At 69.6% G+C, this 22,003-nt stretch carries 21 protein-coding genes; 8 read left to right on the top strand and 13 right to left on the bottom strand.

Features of this window, described 5'->3' with window-relative positions; genetic code table 11:
- Window positions 1-120: 120 nt before the first annotated feature.
- On the bottom strand, window positions 121-804 hold the full coding sequence (locus tag ADK54_RS15830; protein WP_053726275.1) for a DUF402 domain-containing protein: 684 nt from the start codon (window positions 802-804) through the stop codon (window positions 121-123).
- A 55-nt stretch (window positions 805-859) separates the two neighbouring features.
- Window positions 860-2,251, bottom strand: a complete 1,392-nt coding sequence (locus ADK54_RS15825) for a class II fumarate hydratase (protein ID WP_053726274.1) — start codon at window positions 2,249-2,251, stop codon at window positions 860-862.
- Window positions 2,252-2,358: 107 nt separating this feature from the next.
- Here ADK54_RS15825 and ADK54_RS15820 point away from each other — a divergent pair, with 107 nt between their 5' ends.
- Window positions 2,359-3,882, top strand: a complete 1,524-nt coding sequence (locus tag ADK54_RS15820) for a ricin-type beta-trefoil lectin domain protein (RefSeq protein WP_053726273.1) — start codon at window positions 2,359-2,361, stop codon at window positions 3,880-3,882.
- A 21-nt stretch (window positions 3,883-3,903) separates the two neighbouring features.
- On the opposite strand, the gene ADK54_RS15815 is transcribed toward ADK54_RS15820, so the two are convergent.
- Both ADK54_RS15815 and ADK54_RS15810 read right to left on the bottom strand, forming a co-directional pair.
- Complete coding sequence (locus ADK54_RS15815; RefSeq protein WP_053726272.1) at window positions 3,904-4,206, bottom strand: hypothetical protein; 303 nt, start codon at window positions 4,204-4,206, stop codon at window positions 3,904-3,906.
- 141 nt (window positions 4,207-4,347) lie between these two features.
- Complete coding sequence (locus tag ADK54_RS15810; RefSeq protein ID WP_053726271.1) at window positions 4,348-6,018, bottom strand: fumarate hydratase; 1,671 nt, start codon at window positions 6,016-6,018, stop codon at window positions 4,348-4,350.
- 166 nt (window positions 6,019-6,184) lie between these two features.
- On the opposite strand from ADK54_RS15810, the gene ADK54_RS15805 reads away from it, so the two are divergent.
- Both ADK54_RS15805 and ADK54_RS15800 read left to right on the top strand, forming a co-directional pair.
- A complete protein-coding gene (locus tag ADK54_RS15805) occupies window positions 6,185-6,883 on the top strand; it encodes a DUF1707 SHOCT-like domain-containing protein (RefSeq protein WP_053726270.1) in 699 nt (232 codons plus the stop codon).
- A gap of 151 nt (window positions 6,884-7,034) precedes the next feature.
- Window positions 7,035-7,388, top strand: a complete 354-nt coding sequence (locus ADK54_RS15800; protein ID WP_053726269.1) for a WhiB family transcriptional regulator — start codon at window positions 7,035-7,037, stop codon at window positions 7,386-7,388.
- Window positions 7,389-7,507: 119 nt separating this feature from the next.
- Here ADK54_RS15800 and glpX read toward each other — a convergent pair whose 3' ends face one another.
- On the bottom strand, window positions 7,508-8,539 hold the full coding sequence (gene glpX, locus ADK54_RS15795) for a class II fructose-bisphosphatase (protein WP_053726268.1): 1,032 nt from the start codon (window positions 8,537-8,539) through the stop codon (window positions 7,508-7,510).
- A 128-nt stretch (window positions 8,540-8,667) separates the two neighbouring features.
- On the opposite strand from glpX, the gene ADK54_RS15790 reads away from it, so the two are divergent.
- Complete coding sequence (locus ADK54_RS15790) at window positions 8,668-9,225, top strand: DUF4245 domain-containing protein (protein ID WP_078966410.1); 558 nt, start codon at window positions 8,668-8,670, stop codon at window positions 9,223-9,225.
- 101 nt (window positions 9,226-9,326) lie between these two features.
- Here ADK54_RS15790 and ADK54_RS15785 read toward each other — a convergent pair whose 3' ends face one another.
- From ADK54_RS15785 to ADK54_RS15770, 4 genes are all read right to left on the bottom strand, one after another.
- A complete protein-coding gene (locus ADK54_RS15785) occupies window positions 9,327-9,917 on the bottom strand; it encodes a malonic semialdehyde reductase (RefSeq protein ID WP_053726266.1) in 591 nt (196 codons plus the stop codon).
- 314 nt (window positions 9,918-10,231) lie between these two features.
- Window positions 10,232-10,462, bottom strand: coding sequence for an exodeoxyribonuclease VII small subunit (locus ADK54_RS15780; RefSeq protein ID WP_053726341.1), 231 nt, complete (start codon window positions 10,460-10,462; stop codon window positions 10,232-10,234).
- 10 nt (window positions 10,463-10,472) lie between these two features.
- Entirely contained in the window at window positions 10,473-11,687 is a 1,215-nt protein-coding gene (xseA, locus tag ADK54_RS15775) for an exodeoxyribonuclease VII large subunit (protein WP_053726265.1), read from the bottom strand.
- 9 nt (window positions 11,688-11,696) lie between these two features.
- A complete protein-coding gene (locus ADK54_RS15770; protein ID WP_053726264.1) occupies window positions 11,697-13,109 on the bottom strand; it encodes an APC family permease in 1,413 nt (470 codons plus the stop codon).
- Window positions 13,110-13,193: 84 nt separating this feature from the next.
- On the opposite strand from ADK54_RS15770, the gene ADK54_RS15765 reads away from it, so the two are divergent.
- Both ADK54_RS15765 and ppgK read left to right on the top strand, forming a co-directional pair.
- Window positions 13,194-14,186: a 4-hydroxy-3-methylbut-2-enyl diphosphate reductase gene (locus tag ADK54_RS15765; protein WP_420717318.1), complete on the top strand. Its 993-nt coding sequence runs from the start codon at window positions 13,194-13,196 to the stop codon at window positions 14,184-14,186.
- A gap of 125 nt (window positions 14,187-14,311) precedes the next feature.
- Window positions 14,312-15,064 carry a polyphosphate--glucose phosphotransferase gene (ppgK, locus tag ADK54_RS15760; RefSeq protein ID WP_053726262.1) on the top strand — a complete coding sequence of 251 codons (753 nt, stop codon included), beginning with the start codon at window positions 14,312-14,314 and terminating at the stop codon, window positions 15,062-15,064.
- Window positions 15,065-15,154: 90 nt separating this feature from the next.
- On the opposite strand, the gene ADK54_RS15755 is transcribed toward ppgK, so the two are convergent.
- On the bottom strand, window positions 15,155-15,748 hold the full coding sequence (locus ADK54_RS15755) for a DUF6542 domain-containing protein (RefSeq protein WP_053726340.1): 594 nt from the start codon (window positions 15,746-15,748) through the stop codon (window positions 15,155-15,157).
- Window positions 15,749-15,922: 174 nt separating this feature from the next.
- Here ADK54_RS15755 and ychF point away from each other — a divergent pair, with 174 nt between their 5' ends.
- Window positions 15,923-17,011 carry a redox-regulated ATPase YchF gene (ychF, locus tag ADK54_RS15750; RefSeq protein WP_053726261.1) on the top strand — a complete coding sequence of 363 codons (1,089 nt, stop codon included), beginning with the start codon at window positions 15,923-15,925 and terminating at the stop codon, window positions 17,009-17,011.
- Window positions 17,012-17,104: 93 nt separating this feature from the next.
- Here ychF and ADK54_RS15745 read toward each other — a convergent pair whose 3' ends face one another.
- Together ADK54_RS15745 and ADK54_RS48275 are read right to left on the bottom strand one after the other, a co-directional pair.
- A complete protein-coding gene (locus ADK54_RS15745) occupies window positions 17,105-19,033 on the bottom strand; it encodes a DUF2075 domain-containing protein (RefSeq protein ID WP_053726260.1) in 1,929 nt (642 codons plus the stop codon).
- 112 nt (window positions 19,034-19,145) lie between these two features.
- Complete coding sequence (locus ADK54_RS48275) at window positions 19,146-20,543, bottom strand: DNA/RNA helicase domain-containing protein (RefSeq protein WP_420717317.1); 1,398 nt, start codon at window positions 20,541-20,543, stop codon at window positions 19,146-19,148.
- Window positions 20,544-20,742: 199 nt separating this feature from the next.
- Here ADK54_RS48275 and ADK54_RS48795 point away from each other — a divergent pair, with 199 nt between their 5' ends.
- A complete protein-coding gene (locus ADK54_RS48795) occupies window positions 20,743-21,216 on the top strand; it encodes a hypothetical protein (RefSeq protein WP_420717316.1) in 474 nt (157 codons plus the stop codon).
- A 138-nt stretch (window positions 21,217-21,354) separates the two neighbouring features.
- Here ADK54_RS48795 and ADK54_RS47510 read toward each other — a convergent pair whose 3' ends face one another.
- Window positions 21,355-21,483 (bottom strand): DUF6408 family protein, encoded by a 129-nt coding sequence (locus tag ADK54_RS47510; RefSeq protein WP_234392085.1) that lies wholly within the window; start codon window positions 21,481-21,483, stop codon window positions 21,355-21,357.
- Between the last annotated feature and the right edge of the window lie 520 nt (window positions 21,484-22,003).

Below are 22,003 nucleotides of genomic sequence, written 5' to 3'. Positions count from 1 at the left end.
CCCCCCTGTGGTGACATACGGTCAATTCTTGCACCGGGACTGCCGATTGCTGCTGGTGGCCCCTGCGTGGCCCTGCGGAGGACGATCCTACGTTTGAACCCCGGGGGCGCATCAAGGGTCTCACGACGTCATATGCGCCGGGGTGCGATCCCAGTCCGCCGGGAGCGCGGGGACGGGCCAGAGCGGATCGGGCCGCCACGCCTCCCAGCCGTCCGAGAACGGCGGGCCCCACGCCTTGATGACCTCGACCGCGGCGTGCCCGGCCGCCCGGACCCGCCCGGCCCGCTCGCCGTCCATCAGGCCCACCCGCTGGGCCTGGGCGAACTCGTCCTCGTCCAGCCAGCGCCAACTGCGGTCCGGATGAACCGAGATGTCGAGGAAGTGGTCCGTGGAGTCGATGCCCCGCGACCACCGGGCGCGCGGCTCCTCCAGGTTCACGTACCAGTTCTTGAAGCGCCAGCCCCGCTCCCAGAAAAGCCACACCGACCAGGGCTCACCGGGGCGCGCCAGCTTGAGCACGCCGGCGCCGAACCACTGCGAGCGCTCCGTCGTGCGCGGGGCGGTGTAGCGGGTGGCCAGCGGTTCCTTGTGCAGGGGCCGGCCGTCGGCGAGCACCGGGCGGACGCACTCGGTGCCGGGCGCCATCCACACGGCGAGCAGGTCGTCGGTGTCCTGGACGACCGTGACCGGACGGCAGATGTGGAACGGCCCGCCCTCTTTCGGGCCGGGGGCGTGATCGCGGTAGCGCCAGAGGATCTGGTCCCCTGGCGCCCAGTGTCGGGTGCCGCCTCCTGTACCTGCCATGCGCAGATATTACGGAGTGCGGTCAAGACCACGCTGCGATACAGATCACCCGGTCTCAGGGACGGGTCATCCGCAGCACGTCGAGGGCCTCGTCGAGCTGCTCGACCGTGAGGTCCCCGCGCTCCACGTACCCCGATTCGAGGACCACTTCACGGATGGTCTTCCGCTCGGCGAGGGACTTCTTGGCGACCTTGGCGGCCTCCTCGTACCCGATGTACTTGTTGAGCGGGGTGACGACGGACGGCGAGGACTCCGCGTACTCGCGGGCCCGCTCGACATTGGCGGTGATGCCGTCGATCGTGCGGTCGGCGAGCAGCCGGGAGGCGTTGGTGAGCAGCCGGATCGACTCCAGGAGGTTCTTGGCGATCACCGGCAGCATCACGTTGAGCTCGAAGTTGCCGGCCGCGCCCGCCGTCGCGACGGTCGCGTCGTTGCCGACGACCTGGGCCGCGACCATGAGGACGGCCTCCGGAATGACCGGATTGACCTTTCCGGGCATGATCGACGAGCCCGGCTGGAGGTCGGGAAGGCTGATCTCGGCCAATCCTGTACGCGGCCCCGAGGCCATCCAGCGCAGGTCGTTGGAGATCTTGGTGAGCGAGACGGCGATGGTGCGCAGCTGCCCGCTGGTCTCCACCAGGCCGTCGCGCGCGCCCTGTGCCTCGAAGTGGTCCCGGGCCTCGGTGAGCGGCAGGCCGGTGGCCCGCGCGACCTCGGCGATGACGGCCGCGGAGAAGCCGTGCGGAGTGTTGATCCCGGTCCCAACTGCCGTGCCCCCCAAGGGGAGTTCGGCCAGGCGTGGCAGCGAGGAGCGCAGCCGCTCGATGCCGTACCGCACCTGCGCCGCATAGCCGCCGAACTCCTGGCCCAGCGTCACCGGGGTGGCGTCCATCAGGTGCGTGCGGCCCGACTTGACCACGTCCGCGAACTCGGCCGACTTGCGCTCCAGGGCGCCGGCCAGGTGGTCGAGCGCGGGGATCAGGCCGGCGGTGACGGCGGCCGTCGCGGCGATGTGGATGGAGGACGGAAACACGTCGTTGGAGGACTGCGACGCGTTGACGTGGTCGTTGGGGTGGACGTCGCGGCCGAGCTTCTCGGTGGCGAGCGTGGCCACGACCTCGTTCATGTTCATGTTCGAGGAGGTACCGGATCCGGTCTGGAAGACATCGACCGGAAAGTGCTCGTCCCAGCGCCCGTCGGCGACCTCCCCGGCCGCCTCCTCGACGGCTCCCGCGATGTCCTTGTCGAGCACGCCGAGCTCGGCGTTGATCTTGGCCGCGGCCGCCTTGATGCGGGCCAGCGCCTCGATGTGGGCGCGTTCCAGGCGCTGACCGGAGACGGGGAAGTTCTCCACCGCCCGCTGGGTCTGCGCCCGCCACTTGGCGTGCGCGGGGACCCGCACCTCGCCCATCGAATCGTGCTCGGTCCGGTACTCGCCGTCGTTCATGTCAGTGAACCTCCATAGAAAGTTGAGCGCTTGTCTTGTTCTACCTATTCCCAACAGGCCCTACTGGCCAGTAAATACCGGTGGTAACCAATAACCGGGGAGGCGCAATGAGGCGCACCAGGCACAGACTTCGCTGTACGTTCGCGGCGGCGGTGGCCGCCGCGGCGGCGTTCGGGGGCATGGCGGCCGGCGCGACCACCGCGCAGGCCGCGGCCGCGCCGTCCGTCCAGTCCACTCCGCTCTCGCCCGAGCTGGAGAAGATCCGGGCGGCCGAGGCCACCCAGCTGTACGGCAGCCCGGCCGAGCGGCCGATGGCCGACCGCAAGACCGGCTTGATCTCGCTGGGCGACAGCGAGATATCCGGCGAGGGCGTCGGCACCTACGAGGCGGGCACCAACGGCCCCGACAACTGGTGCCACCGCTCGCCCGACTCCGCGATCCACCGCACCGGCATCCCGGCCGACGAGACGTACAACGTGGCCTGCTCGGGCGCGTACACCGGGAACATCGTGATCGGCGGGACCAAGCAGTACGCCGACGAGCTCGTACAGAGCGACAGCCTCGCCATCAAGGCGCGCAACACCCGCATCAAGATGGTGCTGCTCGTCGCCGGGGCCAACGACGACCTCCAGTTCGCCCCGGTCATGACCGACTGCGTCGAGCGCTACCTGCTGCTCCAGGGCCCGTGCCAGCCCAAGTACGAGGCCGGCTGGCAGGCCAGGGTGGACGCGCTCGTGCCCAAGGTCGAGCGGACCGTCAGTGACCTCAAGACCGTGATGCGCGACGCCGGTTACACCGACGGCTCGTACAAGCTGGTCGTGATGGGCTACCCGAGCCCGATCGGCCCCGACTTCCACGACAACCCGAACTTCCCCGGCAAGCTCGCCTGCGGAGGCCTCGGCTACGACTCCGACACCGTGTGGGGCCGCAACACCGCGGTGCCCGCCTTCGAGGTCGGCATGCGCAAGGCGGCCGAGGCCACCGGCGCGACCTACCTCGACAACTCGCGGCTCTTCAACGGCCACGAGGTGTGCATGGAGGACACCTGGGCCCGGGGTCTCTACATCGACCTCTCCAAGCCCGGACTGCCGGACTCGAACTCGGTCCGCCAGTCCTTCCACCCCAACTACCGGGGCCACGGAGCCTTCGCCTCCTGCCTCACCCAGCTCTACAACTCCGGTGTCCAGGAAGGCGGTTGCGCCGACCCCGCATCCACCGGGACCCCGACGCTCTACCCGCTCGCCTGGGACGACGCGTACCAGCCGCTGAAGAACGCGGCGACCGGCACCTGCGTCGACGTCACCGCCGCGAACAGCGCCAACGGTACGACGGTGGGCGGCTGGGACTGCCACGGCGGGCGCAACCAGGGCTGGTGGTACGACAGTGACCTGAGGTCCGTCCACACCCAGCTCACCCAGGACCGCTGCCTGGACGTGCCGGGGGCGAACTACACCGCCGGCGCCAAGCTGATCATCTGGAACTGCTCGGGCGCCGCCAACCAGGAGTGGGTGCGCCGGTCCGGCACGCTGCGCCCGGCCGCGGCGACCAACCTGTGCGCCACGCTCGGCGCGGCCAAGGACCCGCTCACGCTGCGGCCCTGCGACGCCACCGCGAGCCAGCGCTTCGCCTGACCCGCACGGCGCCCGGCCCCGTCACGGACAGCCGTCCGCGGCGGGGCCGAGGTGCGCCACTTCGATGGCGGAGGGGGACAGCGCCGCCGACACCCGCACCCGGGCGCCGAACGCGAGCGGGGTGCGCGCCCGGGCCGCGTACTTCAGCGACCGGCCGTGCACGCAGAACAGCACCTCGCCGTAGCCGCCCCGGGGGATCGGCGTGACCACCCGGCCCGCCTCGCCGACCAGCGCGTGGGCCGTCGGCGACGCCTTCGCGCGGCGCCGGAGCAGTGCCCGGTCGAGCCCCGCCAGTAAGCCGCCGGGCCCGAGAAGAAACCCCAACTGTGCCACCCCTCCTGGTGGTTGAACCGCCCCGGCCGATGCGGCGGCCGGGGCGATTGCGGACACATGCCAGGATAGGTGGCTAATTCACTGTGCCCTTAGGGCCTTTGGACCTTATTCGGGGCCGGAGTCGGACCGGTCCTAGGCCTGACCGGCGCCCCGGACGGGGATGTTGAGGAACGTCGGCGGCTCGGCGGGGGCCTGGAAGAAGTCGTTGCCCTTGTCGTCCACGACGACGAACGCCGGGAAGTCCTCGACCTCGATCTTCCACACCGCTTCCATGCCGAGCTCCTCGTACTCGACGACCTCGACCTTCTTGATGCAGTCCTGCGCCAGGCGCGCGGCCGGGCCGCCGATCGAGCCGAGGTAGAAGCCGCCGTGCGTGCCGCACGCGTCGGTGACCTGCTTGGACCGGTTGCCCTTGGCGAGCATCACCTTGGAGCCGCCCGCCGCCTGGAACTGCTCGACGTAGGAGTCCATCCGGCCGGCCGTGGTCGGGCCGAACGAGCCGGACGCGTAACCCTCGGGGGTCTTGGCCGGGCCGGCGTAGTACACCGGGTGGTCCTTGAGGTACTGCGGCATCTCCTCGCCCGCGTCGAGCCGCTCCTTGATCTTGGCATGCGCGATGTCGCGGGCCACGACGAGGGGGCCGGTCAGCGAGAGGCGGGTCTTCACCGGGTACTTGGTGAGCTCGGCCAGGATCGCGTCCATCGGCTGGTTGAGGTCGATGCGCACGACGTCCTCGTCGCCCGCGTCGAGATGCTCGTCGGTCGTCTCCGGCAGGAAGCGGGCCGGGTCGGTCTCCAGCTGCTCCAGGAAGACGCCCTCGGCGGTGATCTTCGCGACGGCCTGGCGGTCGGCCGAGCAGGAGACGGCGATCGCGACGGGCAGCGAGGCGCCGTGCCGCGGCAGGCGCACCACGCGCACATCGTGGCAGAAGTACTTGCCGCCGAACTGCGCGCCGATGCCGATCTTCTGCGTCAGCTCGAAGACCTTCTGCTCCAGCTCCTCGTCCCGGAATCCGTGCCCCAACTCCGACCCCTCGGAAGGCAGTTCGTCCAGGTAGTGCGCGGAGGCGTACTTCGCGGTCTTCAGCGCGAACTCGGCGCTGGTGCCGCCCACCACGATCGCCAGGTGGTACGGCGGGCACGCGGCGGTGCCCAGCGAGCGGATCTTCTCCTCCAGGAACTTCATCATGGAGGACTCGTTCAGGACGGCCTTCGTCTCCTGGTACAGGAACGACTTGTTGGCCGAGCCGCCGCCCTTGGCCATGAAGAGGAACTTGTACGCGCCGCCGTCGGTCGCGTACAGCTCGATCTGTGCGGGCAGGTTCGAGCCGGTGTTCTTCTCGTCCCACATGGTGAGGGGAGCCATCTGCGAGTACCGCAGGTTGAGGTTGAGGTACGCGTCGTAGATGCCGCGCGACAGGGCCGCCTCGTCGCCGCCCTCGGTCAGCACGTTCTGGCCGCGCTTGCCCATGACGATCGCGGTGCCGGTGTCCTGGCACATCGGCAGGACGCCCGCGGCCGCGATGTTGGCGTTCTTCAGGAGGTCGAGCGCGACGAACTTGTCGTTGCCCGAGGCCTCCGGGTCGTCGATGATCTTCCGCAGCTGGGCCAGGTGTGCCGGGCGGAGGTAGTGCTGGATGTCGTGGATGGCCTCGGCGGCCAGCTTGCGCAGCGCCTCCGGCTCGACCTTGAGGAACGTACGGCCGTCGGCCTCGAAGGTGGCGACACCCTCGGCGGTCACCAGGCGATACGGCGTGGTGTCCTCTCCCAGGGGGAGAAGGTCGGAGTACTGAAACTCTGGCATTGCGGCCATTCCTCACTCGGCAGACAGCTCCTGCACCTCCATTGGCACAGCACCCACCAGCGTATGCCGCCGCCGCGGTGCCGTTCTTGTGAGGTAAGGCTCAGTTGCCGAGCTCGCACCACCCTGCGACTAGTCGCGATCTATCGCGTTTGGGTACGCTGACTCCGTGGACCTCGAAAAGCACGCTCAGCCGGGCCCTGCGGAGCCCGCGAAGGCCGACCTCGTCAAGCATGCCGAGCCCCCGGCGCTGCGGGCCTCCGACGCGGACCGGGACCGGATCGCCGACATCCTGCGCGACGCGCTGGCCGAGGGCCGGCTCGACGCCGCCGAGCACTCCGAGCGCATCGACGCGGTCTACCGCGCCAAGACCGTCGGTGAACTGGAGCCCCTGGTCCAGGACTTGCCGGCGGCCGGAGCCCGCCCGCGCCCGGTGGCCGCCCCCGATCCGCGCCTGCCCGAGGAGACGGGTGCGCCGGTCGACGCGGAGAACCTGGTCGCGGTCTTCTCCGCCTCCACCCGCAAGGGTCGCTGGCGGGTCGGCAAGCGCACCAACGCCTTCTCGCTGTTCGGCAGCGTGGAGATCGACCTCACCGAGGCGCTCTTCGGACAGCGCCTGACCGTCATCAACGCGACCGCGATTTTCGGCAATGTGGAGGTGCGGGTCCCGGAGAATCTGAGCCTGCGCGGCAGCGGCACCGGCATCTTCGGCAACTTCGAGGTGCACACCCTGGAAGCCGACGATCCTGAGGCGCCGGTGGTCGTCGTCAATGGATATTCCGTCTTCGGCAATATCGAGGCCAAGCCGAAGCGGGGCAAGCGCATCGCCGACCTCCACGACCGGCTGCGCAAGCGGCTCGAATCCTGACGGCCGGATCGGCGCGCGGCGGCGCCGGGTTCAGGCCATCGGCGACCCGAGCGAAGTTCCGCACTACGGAACTCAGTGCATAGGCACGCGTACAGCGGGTAGGGACTGTCGCATCGTCGCTCGCTCGCGAAGCCGTCGTCAGGAGTAGACCGTGCTGCATCCGCCGCATCATTCCCTGCAGGTCGCCGCCGTTCCGCCGCAGCGTGGTCCAGCTCGGGAGGATCAGGCGGGCCCGTGGCACGCGGAGGCGGTCTGCCGCCGGGACGAGGCGGGCCTGTTCTTCGCCCCGTCCAAGGAGCCGACGGCCGCCCGGCTCTCCCGCGAGGAGGCCGCCAAGCGCGTCTGCGCCCGCTGTCCGGTGATGGTCGAGTGCCGCGAGCACGCCCTGCTCATGCCCGAGCCGTACGGGGTGTGGGGCGGCCTGACCGCGGCCGAGCGCCGCGTGGTCATCGCCCGCCGCCGCCGGCGCGAGGTGGAACTCAAGAAGGCCGCGTCCGCCGCATAGCTCCGCACACGGCTCTGCGTACGTGAAGGGGTGCCCCCGCCGCACTACGGGGACGCCCCTTCACATACGTACGAACTGCCTTGGCCCAGTGGGTACTTGGTCGGTTGCCCGACCAGTGGCTACTTGGCCCGGTCGAAGTCGATCGCGCTGTACGCGCGCAGCTTGGACAGGCGGTGCGTCGAGTCGATCTGGCGGATCGTGCCCGACTTCGAGCGCATCACGAGCGACTGGGTGGTGGCGGTCTCGGCGCGGTAGCGGACCCCGCGCAGGAGCTCGCCGTCGGTGATGCCGGTGGCGACGAAGAACACGTTGTCGCCGCTGACCAGGTCGTTCGTGGAGAGCGTACGGTCCAGGTCGTGCCCGGCGTCGATCGCGCGCTGGCGCTCGGCCTCGTCCTTGGGCCACAGCTTGCCCTGGATGACACCGCCCAGGCACTTGATCGCGCAGGCCGAGATGATGCCTTCCGGGGTGCCGCCGATGCCCATGAGCAGGTCGACGCCGGTGCCTTCGCGCACGGCCATGATCGAACCGGCGACGTCGCCGTCCGAGATGAACTTGATGCGCGCGCCGGTCTCCCGGATCTCCTTGACGATGCCCTCGTGGCGGGGGCGGTCCAGGATCATCACGGTGACGTCCTCGGGCGAGGACTTCTTGGCCTTGGCGACCCGGCGGATGTTCACCGAGACCGGGGCGTTGATGTCGACGAAGTCGGCGGCCTCGGGGCCGGTGACCAGCTTGTCCATGTAGAACACGGCGGACGGGTCGAACATGGTGCCGCGGTCGGCGGCGGCGAGCACGGCGATCGCGTTCGGCATGCCCTTGGCGTTCAGGGTGGTGCCGTCGATCGGGTCGACGGCGATGTCGACCTCGGCGCCGGTGCCGTCGCCGATGTGCTCCCCGTTGTAGAGCATGGGGGCTTCGTCCTTCTCGCCCTCGCCGATGACGACCACGCCGTTCATCGAGACGGTGGAGACGAGGGTCCGCATGGCGTTGACCGCGGCGCCGTCCGCGCCGATCTTGTCCCCGCGGCCGACCCAGCGGCCGGCGGCCATCGCGGCGGCCTCGGTGACCCGCACCAGCTCCAGGGCCAGGTTGCGGTCGGGAGCCTCCGGGGAGACTTCGAGTTCGGACGGCAGATGATGCTCGGTCATCGGAGCGCACCTTTCTGTACGGCGACGGCCGCAGGATAAAAGAGGGTGCTAGGACTCTATCGGCACATCGACAAATTGAGCAGAGGGGCCCACGTATGAGCGGCGACATGACCTGAGAGCATGGGGTCGTGGCAGGAACGCGCAGCAGCAAGCAGACAGTCCGGAACATGCTGCAGTCGCTGGCGGTGATCGGCATCGCGGCGGCTGTGATCTATGTGTTCATCCCGCACGACGAATCGGACGCCCCTCCGCTCAAGACCGTCGACTACAAGGTCGAGCTCACCACGGTGCGCCGGGCCGCGCCGTACCCGGTGGCGGCCCCGGTCGGCCTGCCCGACCAGGACAAGTGGCGGGCGACCTCGGTGTCGTACGACGGCGCCAAGGACAACGCCTGGCACCTGGGTTTCCTCGACCCCGAGAACCAGTACGTCGCGATCGAGCAGTCGACCGCGCCCTCGGACAAGTTCGTCACCGAGGTGAGCCGGAGCGCTACGAAGACCGACAAGTCGCAGAAGATCGCGGGCGCGACCTGGACGTTCTGGGACGGCCCCAAGTACGACGCCCTCGTCCGCCAGGACCAGGGCTCCACGACGGTGGTGATGGGCACGGCCCGGTACGAGCAGCTGGTGACGATGGCGGGGGCGCTGGAGTCGAAGAAGGCGGCGCCGCCGACGCCGACGGGCTGAGACTTCTGACCTGTACCGCGTACGAGGCCTGTGCCGCATACGACGAGGGCCGCCGCACCATTCCGGTGCGGCGGCCCTCGTCGTATGCGCTGTGCGGCGGCTCAGACGGTGGTGACGACGTCCTCGTAAGCCAGGCGCGGGCTGCGCGGGAACCACGCGTTCTCGCCCGGCTTGCCGATGTTGACGACCATCAGCGGGGTGTGGTCGTCGTCCAGGAACTCCTTCTGCACACCGGCGAAGTCCAGGCCGGTCATCGGGCCGGCGGCCAGGCCGGCGGCGCGGACGCCGATGATGAAGTACGCGGCCTGCAGCGCGGAGTTGAGCAGCGCGGCGCCCTCGCGGACCGGGCGCTCCGAGAAGAAGGCGTCCTTGGCGGCCGGGAAGTGCGGGAAGAGGGCCGGGAGCTCCTCGTGGAACTCGTTGTCCGAGGAGAGGATCGCGACCAGCGGGGCGGCGGCGGTCTTCGGCTGGTTGCCCTCGGCCATGTGCTTCACGAGGCGCTCGCGGGCCTCGGGGGAGCGGACCAGGGTGATGCGCAGCGGCGACTGGTTGAAGGCCGTCGGGCCGTACTTGACCAGGTCGTAGATGGCCTGGACCTGCTCGTCGGTCACCGGCTCGTCGGTGAAGGTGTTGGCGGTGCGGGCCTCGCGGAAGAGGAGGTCCTGGGCGGCGGGGTCAAGGGCGAGGGACATCTGGAAACTACCTTCCGGGCTGCTGATCAAGCGATGTCGCCGACGGTACGGCAGCTTTAGGTTAACTTTCAACTAAACACTGCTCGGCGTGATCAGCCTCACAGGGGGCTTCCCCCGGTCTGCGGACCGTGGGTGGCTGGTCGCGCAGTTCCCCGCGCCCCTGGCAGGACTGGTGCCTGCCAGTCCTGGCATCTTCAGCCCGTCATGGGGGTCCCCCCCTGGCCCTTGAGGCCTTGGGGGAGTTTGAGGACGAGTGCCCTTGAGGCGCGAACGGGGTCTGGGGCGGAGCCCCAGGGGCCCGGCGTCGGAGGGGCTCAGCCCTCCTCGGCCGGCTCGGCCAGCGCCGCGTCGAGGCGGGCCCGGGCCCCCTCCAGCCAGCGGCGGCAGACCTTGGCCAGCTCCTCGCCCCGCTCCCACAGCGCGAGGGACTCCTCCAGCGTCGTGCCCCCCGCTTCGAGCCGCCGCACGACGTCGATCAGCTCGTCCCGCGCCTGCTCGTACCCCAGTGCCGCGTCACCCGACGCGGCCTCGTCCGTCTTGGCCATGTGATCCACCCTAAGTCCGCGGTACGACAGTGACGTGCAGCTCGCCCTCGGCGACCCGGGCGCGCAGATCCTCCCCGGGCCCGACCTCGTCGGGGGAGCGGACCACCTCGCCCCCGGCCCGCTGGAGCACCGCGTACCCCCGCTCCAGGGTGGCCTTCGGCGACAGGGCCACCACGCGGGCGTGGGTGTGCGAGAGCTCGGAGTCGGCCCGGTCGAGGTGGTGGCCGAGCACCCGGCGGGAGCGCTGGAGCAGCGCGTCCACCTCGTCGGCCCGGTCGTCCACCATCCGCTGCGGCCGCTCCATCCAGGGCCGGCCGAGCACCCCGGCGAGCCCCCGCTCCTCCCGGTCGACGAGGCCGACGACGTGGCGGCGCGCCCGGTCCCGCAGCATCCGGACCCGGTCGAGCTCCTCGCCGACGTCCGGCACGACCTTCTTCGCCGCGTCGGTCGGGGTGGACGCGCGCAGGTCCGCCACCAGGTCGAGCAGCGGCGCGTCCGGCTCGTGCCCGATCGCCGACACGACGGGCGTACGGCACTGGCCGACCGCCCGCACCAACTGCTCGTCCGAGAACGGAAGCAGGTCCTCCACGCTGCCGCCGCCCCGCGCCACGATGATCACGTCGACGTCCGGCAGCTCGTCGAGCTCCTTCACCGCCTGGACGACCTGCGGCACCGCGTGCACGCCCTGCACCGCCACGTTGCGCACCTCGAACCGCACCGCGGGCCAGCGCCGCCGCGCGTTCTCCAGGACGTCCCGCTCGGCCGCCGAGGCGCGCCCCACCACGAGCCCGACGAGCTGTGGCAGGAACGGAAGCCGACGCTTGCGGTCCAGGGCGAAGAGCCCCTCCGCGGCCAGGGTCCGCTTCAACTGCTCCAGTCTGGCGAGCAGTTCACCGATCCCCACGGGCTTTATCTCCACCGCCCGCAGCGAGAGCTGGCCGCGCGGCGCGTACCACTCGGGCTTCGCGTGGACGACGACGCGCGCGCCCTCCGAGACGACGTCGGCCACCGCGTCGAACACCTGGCGGTAGCAGGTCACGCCCACCGAGATGTCGTGCGAGGGGTCGCGCAGGGTCAGGAACACCACGCCCGCGCCCGGCCGCCGCGAGAGCTGAGTGATCTGCCCCTCCACCCAGACCGCGCCCAGCCGGTTGATCCACCCCCCGATGAGGCGTGACACCTCGCCGACGGGGAGCGGCGCGTCCGCACTCGTATTCAGAGCCATGTACGCAGGCTAGCCCGCACCACTGACAGTCCCGCCCGGCGCCGGCGGCTCCGGGTCGGCGCCGTTCCGGCGGCCCCACTGCATGGCGAGCACCACCAGGCCCACCGCCAGCCAGCCGAGGCCGACCAGTTGGGCCGTGGCCGTCGCCTCCCAGATCACCGCGACGATGACGGCCGCGCCGAGCACCGGAATCGCCACGTGGCTCAGCCAGTTGGGGGCGCCCTCCATGCGGCGTACCGCGTACCAGCCGACCACGGAGGCGTGCAGCAGGAAGAACGCGGTGAGCGCGCCCATGTCGACCACCGACACGAGGTGGTCCATGCCGTCGTCGCGCCGGGCCGCCCACACCGCGGCCACCAGCGTGATCACCGCGGCGAGCAGCAGTGCCGCGCGCGGCACCCCCGAGTCGGTCCGCGACAGGACGCGCGGCAGGCGCCGGTCGCGGGCCATCGCGAAGACGAGCCGGCCCGCCGCGGCCTGCCCGGCGAGCGCCGCGAAGGCCGCCCCGATGGCCTTGCTGACCGCGACCAGCGTGTGCAGCCAGCCGCCGACCGAGGTCTCCACGGTGTCGTAGAACGCCGAGCCCTGCTTGACCGGGTCGGCCGCCAGCTGCGCCGACGACATCGGTTCGAGCAGGGCCGCCAGATAGGACTGCACGACGAACAGGGTCCCGGCCAGGACCAGGCAGAACAGCACCGCCCGCGCCACCTTCGCCGAGCCTCCCGTGACCTCCTCGGCGAACGTGGCGATCGCGTCGAAGCCCAGGTAGGACAGGACCGCGACGGACACCGCGCCGAGCACCGCCCCCAGGGAGAAGCCCGCGTCGCCGTTCAGCGGCGTCAGCCAGCCCCGCTGCGCCCCGTCCCGTACGAGCACGACCACCGCCGACACCACGAAGACGAACAGCACCACGATCTCCATGGCGAGCACCGCGAAGCCGACCCGGGCCGCGGCCCGTACGCCCCACAGGTTCAGGAGGGTGGTGATCACCACCGCGATCGCCGTCCACACCCAGCGCGACACCGACGGGACCAGGGAGTTCATCGCGATGCCGGAGAAGAGGTAGGCGACCGCCGGGATGAGCAGGTAGTCGAGCATCGCCATCCACCCGGCGATGAACCCGGGCCCCTCGCCGAGCGCCTTGCGCGCGTACGCGAACACCGACCCGGCCAGCGGGGCGACCCGCACCATCTGGGCGTAGCTGAACGCGGTGAAGCCCATGGCGACCGTCGCCACCAGATAAACCAGCGCGACCGCACCGTGCGACTTGGCGTCCAGGGTGCCGAAGATGCCGACCGGAGCCATCGGCGCGATGAAGAGCAGCCCGTAGACGACCAGGTCCCGGAACCCGAGGCTCCGCCGCAGCTGCCCGGCCCACTCGGCCACCTCACCCGTTTCGCTCTCGTCGCGTACGCCGCTCATGCAGCCAGTCTCACCGGCTCCGCGATCTTTGGCCCGCCGGGCACGCCGGTCGGGCGCCGGGGTGTGTCCGAGGGCGCCCGTACCATGGACGGCATGACTGCTGCTACTGCTTCCCGCCGGGTCCTGCTCGCCGCTCCCCGCGGCTACTGCGCGGGCGTGGACCGTGCCGTGATCGCCGTGGAGAAGGCCCTGGAGCAGTACGGGGCGCCCATCTACGTCCGGCACGAGATCGTCCACAACAAGTACGTCGTGCAGACCCTGGAGAAGAAGGGCGCGATCTTCGTCGAGCGGACGGCGGAGGTGCCCGAGGGCTCCATCGTCATGTTCTCGGCCCACGGCGTGGCCCCGACCGTCCACGCGGAGGCCGCCGAGCGCAAGCTGGCCACCATCGACGCGACGTGCCCGCTGGTCACCAAGGTCCACAAGGAGGCCGTGCGGTACGCCAAGGAGGACTACGACATCCTCCTGATCGGCCACGAGGGCCACGAGGAAGTCATCGGCACCTCCGGCGAGGCCCCGGACCACATCACGCTGGTCGACGGCCCGGACGACGTGGCGAACGTCGAGGTCCGCGACGAGTCGAAGGTCGTGTGGCTCTCCCAGACCACGCTGTCGGTCGACGAGACCATGGAGACCGTCGGCGCCCTGAAGAACAAGTTCCCCAACCTGCTCTCGCCGCCCAGCGACGACATCTGCTATGCCACGCAGAACCGCCAGGTCGCGGTGAAGAAGCTCGCCGAGGACGCCGAGCTGGTCATCGTCGTCGGCTCCAAGAACTCCTCGAACTCGATCCGCATGGTCGAGGTCGCCCTGGACGCCGGCGCCCCCGCCGCCCACCTGGTGGACTTCGCTGACGAGATCGACGAGGCCTGGCTGGAGGGCGTCAGCACGGTCGGCCTGACCTCCGGCGCCTCCGTCCCGGACGTCCTCGTCGACGGCGTACTGGAGTGGCTGGCCCAGCGCGGCTACGGCGACGTCGAGACGGTGAAGACGGCGGACGAGTCGATCACCTTCTCGCTGCCCAAGGAGCTCCGCCGCGACCTGCGCGCGGAGGCCGCCGAGCTCTCGGGCGAGTAACCCGGCCTGAACGCCTCGGTCACGCAACCCGGTCCGGACGCCTGCCGCGCAAGCCCGTCCGGACACTTGGGCGAGTAACTTCGTCCTGCGCGTCAGGCCGCGCGTCCGCCCGTACCGTGGATCTCATGAACGCCATGAGGAACGTGTTCGGAGTGGACGTCGGCGGATCCGGCATCAAAGGTGCCCCGGTCGACCTGGAGCGCGGCGACCTGGCGCAGGAGCGCCACAAGGTGCTGACCCCGCAGCCCGCCACCCCCGAAGCGGTGGCGGGCCGCGTCGCGGAGGTCGTCAGCCATTTCGGCTGGTCGGGCCCGGTGGGGATCACGTTTCCCGGGGTGGTCACCGCGAACACCGTCCGGACCGCGGCGAACGTCTCCAAGAAGTGGGTGGGCGTGGACGCGGCCCGGCTCCTCGGCGATCGCCTGGGCGGCCTGCCCGTCACCGTCCTGAACGACGCGGACGCGGCGGGCGTCGCCGAGATGCGCTTCGGCGCGGGCAAGGGCCGCAAGGGCACGGTGATCCTGCTGACCTTCGGTACGGGCATCGGCAGCGCGGTCTTCATCGACGGCAACCTCGTCCCCAACACCGAACTCGGCCACCTGGAGCTGCACGGCCACGAGGCCGAGAAGCACGCCTCGACCAAGGTCAAGGAGGACGAGGAGCTGAGCTGGCCGCACTGGGCGCGCCGGGTCCAGAAGTACCTGGCCCACGTGGAGATGCTGTTCTCGCCCGAGCTGTTCATCATCGGCGGCGGGGTGAGCCGCAAGGCCGACAAGTTCCTCCCGCTGATCGAGGGCATCGAGGCGGAGATCGTCCCCGCGCAGCTGCAGAACAACGCGGGGATCGTGGGGGCGGCGATGGTGGCGGCGGGGCGATAGCCGCAGGCAGGGGTGGGCCGGCTTGTGACTGGCCTCCTGCCGGGGCTGCCCCGGGTTGCCGAGGGGGGAATGCTTGTCAGGGGGGCAGGGTCAGAGCCTGCCGGCCGGCCCACCGGGCTTCTTCGGACCGCGCCGACGGCGGCTCATGATCCGAATCCTCCGTACGGTGGCGATGACCCCGGCCACGAGCGTTCCGGCGTACAGCCAGCCCGCGTGCAGCGCGAGCGCGGTGACCACGGCCATGGCCTGCCCGGCGAAGCCGCCGACGCCGCCCGCGATCGGGACGATCCCCACGGTGAAGGCGATGGGCACGCAGATCGGGGCGGTCACCAGGTCGGCGGGCCGCACCCAGAGCGCGGTCACCGCGCTGACCGGCAGGAACAGCGCTCCGTACACCGCCGGTGAGCCGTCGAAGAGCACCCAGTCCAGCGTGCCGAGCGCGAACATCAGGGCCGCCGAGAAGAGCCCGCCGCCGAGCCCGGTGAGCCGGGGGGAGGGCAGTCTGCGCAGCGCGAGAACGATCGGCGGCACCGGCCCGGTGCGGCCCGCCGCCCGGTAGGCGGGGCCGTTCTCATCGGTCACCGCCGCTCCCGCGGGCACGCCGATGGGCGCCCGGGCGGACCCCGGCGCCGAGGTCCGTGCTCGCTGTCCGTGCTGCGGGGTGCGCGTCCTGTATTGCTCCACCGCACCAACGTAGGTCGCCACGGGCGAGTAACCGCCCATTGGACACGCCCTTTGGGTGAGCTTGCCTGTGCGTTCGACGGTCCGGGGCCGTCACGGCCGGTATCGCGCGCCCGTAAACTGGTGGGCGGTCCACTCTCAGGACCGTCCACCGCCCTCGTACCGGGAAGTCGCCACGTGTCGCTCACGATCGGAATCGTCGGTCTGCCGAATGTCGGCAAGTCGACCCTGTTCAACGCCCTGACCAAGAACGACGTACTGGCGGCCAACTACCCGTTCGCCACCATCGAGCCGAACGTCGGCGTCGTCGGCGTCCCGGACCCCCGCCTGGCCAAGCTGGCCGGGGTCTTCAACTCGCAGCGGCTGCTCCCCGCCACGGTCGACTTCGTCGACATCGCCGGCATCGTGCGCGGCGCGAGCGAGGGCGAGGGCCTGGGCAACAAGTTCCTCGCGAACATCCGCGAGTCGGACGCGATCTGCCAGGTCATCCGCGCCTTCAAGGACGAGAACGTCGTCCACGTCGACGGCAAGGTGTCCCCGAAGGACGACATCGAGACGATCAACACCGAGCTGATCCTCGCCGACCTCCAGTCCGTCGAGAAGGCGGTCCCGCGCCTGACGAAGGAGTCCCGCCTCCAGAAGGACAAGATCGCGGTCCTGGCGGCGGTCGAGAAGGCCCAGAAGATCCTCGAAGCGGGCGACACCCTCTTCTCGCACGGCATCACGAAGGGCACGGAGCAGGGCGACCTCCTCCACGAGCTGCACCTGCTGACCACGAAGCCGTTCCTGTACGTCTTCAACGTCGACGAGGACGAGCTGGTCGACGAGGACTTCAAGAACGAGCAGCGCGCGCTGGTGGCCCCGGCGGAGGCGATCTTCCTCAACGCGAAGATCGAGTCCGAGCTGATCGAACTGGACGACGACGAGGCCCTCGAACTCCTCCAGTCCATGGGCCAGGAAGAGCCCGGCCTGGCCACCCTGGGCCGAGTCGGCTTCGACACCCTGGGCCTCCAGACCTACCTGACGGCAGGCCCGAAGGAAACCCGAGCCTGGACGATCCCGAAGGGCGCCACGGCCCCCGAGGCAGCCGGCGTGATCCACACCGACTTCCAGAAGGGCTTCATCAAGGCGGAGGTCATCTCCTTCGACGACCTGATCGACGCGGGCTCGGTGGCGGAGGCCCGCTCGCGCGGGAAGGCGCGGATGGAGGGCAAGGAGTATGTGATGCAGGACGGGGATGTTGTGGAGTTTCGGTTCAACGTGTGACCGGTTTCGGTGCTGCGCGCCGGGTGATGCATCGGACGTGCGGGTGACAAGGGGGCGGCTCCTCAGGGAGCCCGCCCCTTGCTGCTTGCCTCGTCATCCTCGCGGGCCGCTGCCCGTACTGAGTGCGGGGGCGGCGACCATCTCGGGTTGCCGGGCCCGCGCCTCGGCACCGGCCAGCTCCCGCAGTTTTTCGCGGGTCTCGGGGTCGGCCGAGTACACCACCGTGCCGATCATTCCCCGTGTCAGCAGCACCTTGTACGTGTTGCGGATCAGCCGCGCCACATCCGCCTCCGGAGTCGACTTCTTGAAGATCGGATCCTTGGACGCCGTACGGTCGATGATCCAGCCGTCGCCCCGCCACACCAGATCGGGGCCGATGATCACGCCGCTCCAGTCGTACTCGAAGCCCTGCGCCGTGTACACGCAGCCCACTTGACCGAAACCGGCCGGATCGGTTGCCCACAGGGCGGCTGGGGGCGCGCCGCTGACGGCCCGGTCACCGTAGACGTTCCAGGGCCGTTCCCACTCCCCGATGACCACGTCTGCCGGCAGTGCCTGCCCAGGTGGCACCTTCTTCGTCCACTTCCAGCAATAGCCGGCGGACATGCGCGCGCTGTAATTCTGCGAGCGGCGGCCGTCGAGGAAGGCTTCCATCTCCTGCGGACTGTCCGCGAGCAAGAGCTGCATTTTGCCGTCCGGCTCCCACGTCACCGGACCGCCGGGCTCAAGTCCCAACAGCCGTACCACCCACCGCAGATACGCATCGCTGCCACCGCACCGGAACTGGCTGTCCAGCGGCACCACCTCACAGCGAAGCCCCTTCTTCGCGGCGGCCGCCTCGATCTGCGCGACCGTGCCCATCTCGCCGGGACGGACGACCTGATGTTCGTCAAGCAGGAAGACCGGGACGCGAGCCGCGTCGATGAGTTCCTCGATCTGGGCTTTGCCGGTGCGGTTCGCCGCCGAGGTGTAGCGGTTGGCCGAGGTCTCCCGCATGCGGTGGGCTTCGTCGCAGATCAGGACATCGAGACTGTTGCGCTCGGCCGTCATGAAGCTGTTGAAGTACTTGAAGAGCTCCTGTACCTCACGCTTCCGGGCGCCCGCGACCTTTCGCATCGTCGTCGTGAAGGAGTTGGAGCCGGTCGCGTGCAGCGCGGTGACGCCCTGCCGGTACAGCTCGCCGAGGAGCGACAGTGCGATGACGCTCTTGCCGGTGCCGGGCCCGCCGGTGACGACCACGACCTCTTTGTGGTCGGACTGCTTGGCGCGGCGGACGGCATTGAGGACCTTGCGGTACGCGACCTGCTGCTCGTCAAGCAGAACGAACTGCTCGCGCTCACGTACCTCTCGGGCGGCTACCGCCATCAACTGCTTGGACGGACCGACCTTCCCGTCGACGAGCTCGTCCGCAGCCGAAGCGCCGGACTCGGCTCCCAGCTTCGTACGCAGGAAATCGATGAACTCGCCGCGCCGGGCGCCGATGAAGAGCCGGCCGCGCTCATCCTGCTCGGCCTCGAAGAGCCCGCTGACGCCGAACTCGGTGGCATTGTGGAGATACGCGGCGCCGCTGACGCGTTCCGGGTGCTCGGCCAGTGCTCCGTTGAAGGAGATGAGGTACTCGCAGTAGCCGCGCACCTGGTTGACCGGGTTCAGTACTGCCCGGGCGTATGCGTCGATGCGGCACAGCGACGGATCGTCGTCGTCCGGCTCGGCGCTGCTCCACTGCTTCAGCTCCACGACGACGTACGACGGCAGACCGGTGCGGGGGTGCACCCCGGCCAGCACCGCATCGGCTCGCTTGCTGTTCAGCGGCAGCCCGTACTCCAGGAGCATCTCCACTTGCCCGAGCCCGGCATCGTTGAGCGCGTTCGCGAGTACGGGGATGCTCCGCTCCCACGAGCGGACTTCTGACGAACTGGGCTTGTGGCCGTGTACGTGCACGAACTGCTCCGTCAGGCGGAAAAAGAGAGCGCCGGAGTGGCACTCGGCGGCGACCGCGGTGGCGGAGTCGCGGAACAGCAAGGGATGCCCCCCAGGCAGCACGAAGGAACTCGTGCGGGTGGGGGCATGTCCTTGGTGACTCCGTCAGGTGGAGTCAGAAGCCCGGCGGGCCGCAGCGACGACTGGATCAAGGTTACCCATCACGTCTGCTGTAGGCGGGTGGCAGTTGCGATCCCTCAGCTGTGAGCTTCGGCTGGGCACCGTCGTAGTGCTGCATGCCGATGGTGCCTGGGATGAGCCTGCGCAGTTCGTTGTGGGTGGCCGGGTCGACGGCGTAGACGATGGTGCCGATGACGCCCCGGGTGAGGAGCACGTGGTAGGCGTTGCGGATGCACCGGTCGACGATGTCGTCGTCGACCGGGCCGGGGAAGGCGGGGTCGCGGGAGGCGGTCCGGTCCACTCGGAACTTTCCGTTACGGAACAGCAGATCGGGGCCGATGATGACGCCGTTCCAGTCGTACTCGAAGGTCTGCGCCGTGTAGACGCAGCCGACCTGTTCGACGCCGCGGCGATCGGTCGACCACAGGTCTGACTTCGGCGCGTCCGGAACGCTCTGCTCCGGCTTCACGTTCCACGGCATGGACCAGCCACCGATGCCTACGTCGTCCACGAGCCGATTCCCGTCCGGATTGCTCCACGGCCAGCAGAAGCCCGCCGTGATGCGCGCTGTGAGCCCCTCCTGGCCACGTTCCCGGATGAACCGCTGCATCTGCTCAGGGGAGTCGGCGACCATGACCTCCATCCGCCCGTCCGGCCGCCAGGCCACCGGATCGGAGGTGTCAAGTCCCAACAACTGCTGGACCCAGCGCTGGTATCGCTTACTGCCGCCCGCCCGGAACGTCCCCTCCAGATCCGTCACCTCGACGGTGCAACCGTTGTCCTCGGCGAGCTTCTTGAGATAGTCGGCGGTACCCACCTCGTCCGGGCGGATCGACTGATGGTCGTCGAGCAGGAAGATCGGAACTTTGGCGGCCGTAATCAGATCGATTGCCTGCGGCCGTTCGTCGTCCCGTCGTTCCTTCCTCGTCCAGCGGTATGTCGAGCTCCGTCGCATGCGGTGTGCCTCGTCGCAGATCAGCACATCGATGCCGTCCGGCGGGGTGTCGCTGAAGCTGTTGAAGTACCGGTAGAGCCGCAGCCCCGCGTCGCGTTTGGCCGACAACTGCCCGTGCCGTGCCGAGCATGATCTCGCGCAGGGTCTCCGTGTAGGCGTGGGATCCGCTGGCCAGCACGGCCTCGCGGCCCTTGAGCCCGAGCGAGCGCTGCAATTCCAGGGCCACGGCGCTCTTCCCGCTACCCGGGCCGCCCCGCAGGATGTACACGCGTTTGCCGTCCGGGTTGGCGGCAGGGCTGTGAACGTTGTCGGCGTCGTAGAAAAGGTCGAAGCCGGTGGCGGGCGCGGTCTTCTCCAAGTGCCGGGTGATGCGGTCGAACGCGACGTACTGCTCGTCGAGAAGCGTGAGACCACCGCCGGTGACGGACCGCTGCCTGGCCACGTCGGTGACCTTCCGCAAGGCAGCGCGGCGGGCATGCTCCAGCGCGGATGCCGCCCTCTTTCCCGATGCGGCGGTGAATCTTGAGGTGAGGGCTCGCCGGAAGCGCTCCAGGTCGTCGAGCGTGTAGAGAAAGCCGTGATCGGTCTCGGGCAGGCCGAACAGCGCCTCCACGTCCGCGTCCCGTGCGTTGTGGAGCAGCACCACACCCATCAACGAGTCCTCACCGTCGCGGAGATGGGGAAGATAGCGCACCATGTACTCGCAGTACCGCTGGACCTGCCGCACCGGATGCAGCTTGTTCTTTCCGTCGCCGAACCCGAGATCGACGGCGATCGGACACCGAGGGTCCACCGTGGCGTGCCGTACCTGCTTCAGCTCGACCGCGAGGTACGAGTCCTTTCCCGTGCCGGGATGCCGGCCGCACAACACCAGGTCGACCGCGGAATTGGTGTGCGGCAGGTCGACCTCGACCTGCACCTCCACTTCGTCGAGGCCGCAGTCCAACAGAGCCCTGACCACCACAGGAATGCTGTTGTTCCAAGAGGTGACATCGCCCTGATCGGCCGTCCGGCCCGTGGTGTCGAAATGCGCCTCGATCAGCTTCTCGGTGAGCGGAAGATGCGCCGATCCGGCCCGGGCAACGATGAGTTGGCTGAGCTCGGCCGCGGACAGTTGCAGAAGCACGAAGGTTCCCCAGGCACGAGATGACTCGTGCGGGTGGGGGCGTGTCCTTAGTGATTCCACCGAGGCGGAACGGAAGCCCGTCGGGCCGCAATGACAGTCCGTAGATTAACCCGGGCTGTGATGGGGGTGAGGGCGGGCCCGGAGGCCCGCCCACCGCCCGGCTCAGCCGAGGCGGTGCACCACGGCCTGTGCCAGCACATACATCAGGTCCGAGCCGAGGCTCGCCGCGATGCCGACCAAGACATCACGGACCCAGGTGCGGTGCTTGCACGTGTACTCGACGGAAGCCATAGGAACGCGTCCCCTTCGGTTGTGACCGGTGACGGTTGCCGGATGACTCCCGCCGGGAGCGCACCATGAGCTTGTGTCACCGAACCAAAAGGGCCCACGTCTCGGCAGGCCACGTCGCGTACATCCTCCGGGGAGGACGCGCGGTACGGGTCAACGCTAGCTCACGACTGGGCGGTCTGGCCAAGGACTTGACGCTCAGGAAACGTCGTCGAGTCGCGGCCTGGGAGGGAAGAGAAGGGGCCGCGCGACATCGCTGCTCGCACACTTGATCGTCTAGGATCGCGGGAACTCCCCGCCCCCGGGGAGTAGCGGCGCCGAATCGGTGTGGGCAACGGCCGCGTGGGCCGGGGTTCTTGGGCCGGACGTCGTTGGGCGGTCCGTGGGCGGGCCACTATGGCAGAGGATCTCCCGTGCCAAGCCACATACGTGCCTTCTGGGTCTCCTCACCCGGCCGGGGTGAGATCGTTACCTCCGCCTGCCCGCCTGCCCGCCTGCCCGCCTGCCCGCCTGCCCGCCAGCC

Source organism: Streptomyces sp. WM6378 (assembly GCF_001279695.1).
GTDB lineage: Bacteria > Actinomycetota > Actinomycetes > Streptomycetales > Streptomycetaceae > Streptomyces.
This window is presented reverse-complemented; position numbering and strand designations above follow the sequence as displayed.

Coding starts and splice junctions, on each gene's coding strand:
- ADK54_RS15830 (WP_053726275.1), bottom strand. CDS start 804: ATGGCAGGTACAGGAGGCGGCACCCGACACTGGGCGCCAGGGGACCAG.
- ADK54_RS15825 (WP_053726274.1), bottom strand. CDS start 2,251: ATGAACGACGGCGAGTACCGGACCGAGCACGATTCGATGGGCGAGGTG.
- ADK54_RS15820 (WP_053726273.1), top strand. CDS start 2,359: ATGAGGCGCACCAGGCACAGACTTCGCTGTACGTTCGCGGCGGCGGTG.
- ADK54_RS15810 (WP_053726271.1), bottom strand. CDS start 6,018: ATGCCAGAGTTTCAGTACTCCGACCTTCTCCCCCTGGGAGAGGACACC.
- glpX (WP_053726268.1), bottom strand. CDS start 8,539: ATGACCGAGCATCATCTGCCGTCCGAACTCGAAGTCTCCCCGGAGGCT.
- ADK54_RS15785 (WP_053726266.1), bottom strand. CDS start 9,917: ATGTCCCTCGCCCTTGACCCCGCCGCCCAGGACCTCCTCTTCCGCGAG.
- ADK54_RS15780 (WP_053726341.1), bottom strand. CDS start 10,462: ATGGCCAAGACGGACGAGGCCGCGTCGGGTGACGCGGCACTGGGGTAC.
- xseA (WP_053726265.1), bottom strand. CDS start 11,687: ATGGCTCTGAATACGAGTGCGGACGCGCCGCTCCCCGTCGGCGAGGTG.
- ADK54_RS15770 (WP_053726264.1), bottom strand. CDS start 13,109: ATGAGCGGCGTACGCGACGAGAGCGAAACGGGTGAGGTGGCCGAGTGG.
- ADK54_RS15765 (WP_420717318.1), top strand. CDS start 13,194: ATGGACGGCATGACTGCTGCTACTGCTTCCCGCCGGGTCCTGCTCGCC.
- ppgK (WP_053726262.1), top strand. CDS start 14,312: ATGAACGCCATGAGGAACGTGTTCGGAGTGGACGTCGGCGGATCCGGC.
- ADK54_RS48275 (WP_420717317.1), bottom strand. CDS start 20,543: ATGCCCGCCGCGCTGCCTTGCGGAAGGTCACCGACGTGGCCAGGCAGC.
- ADK54_RS48795 (WP_420717316.1), top strand. CDS start 20,743: ATGGGGAAGATAGCGCACCATGTACTCGCAGTACCGCTGGACCTGCCG.
- ADK54_RS47510 (WP_234392085.1), bottom strand. CDS start 21,483: ATGGCTTCCGTCGAGTACACGTGCAAGCACCGCACCTGGGTCCGTGAT.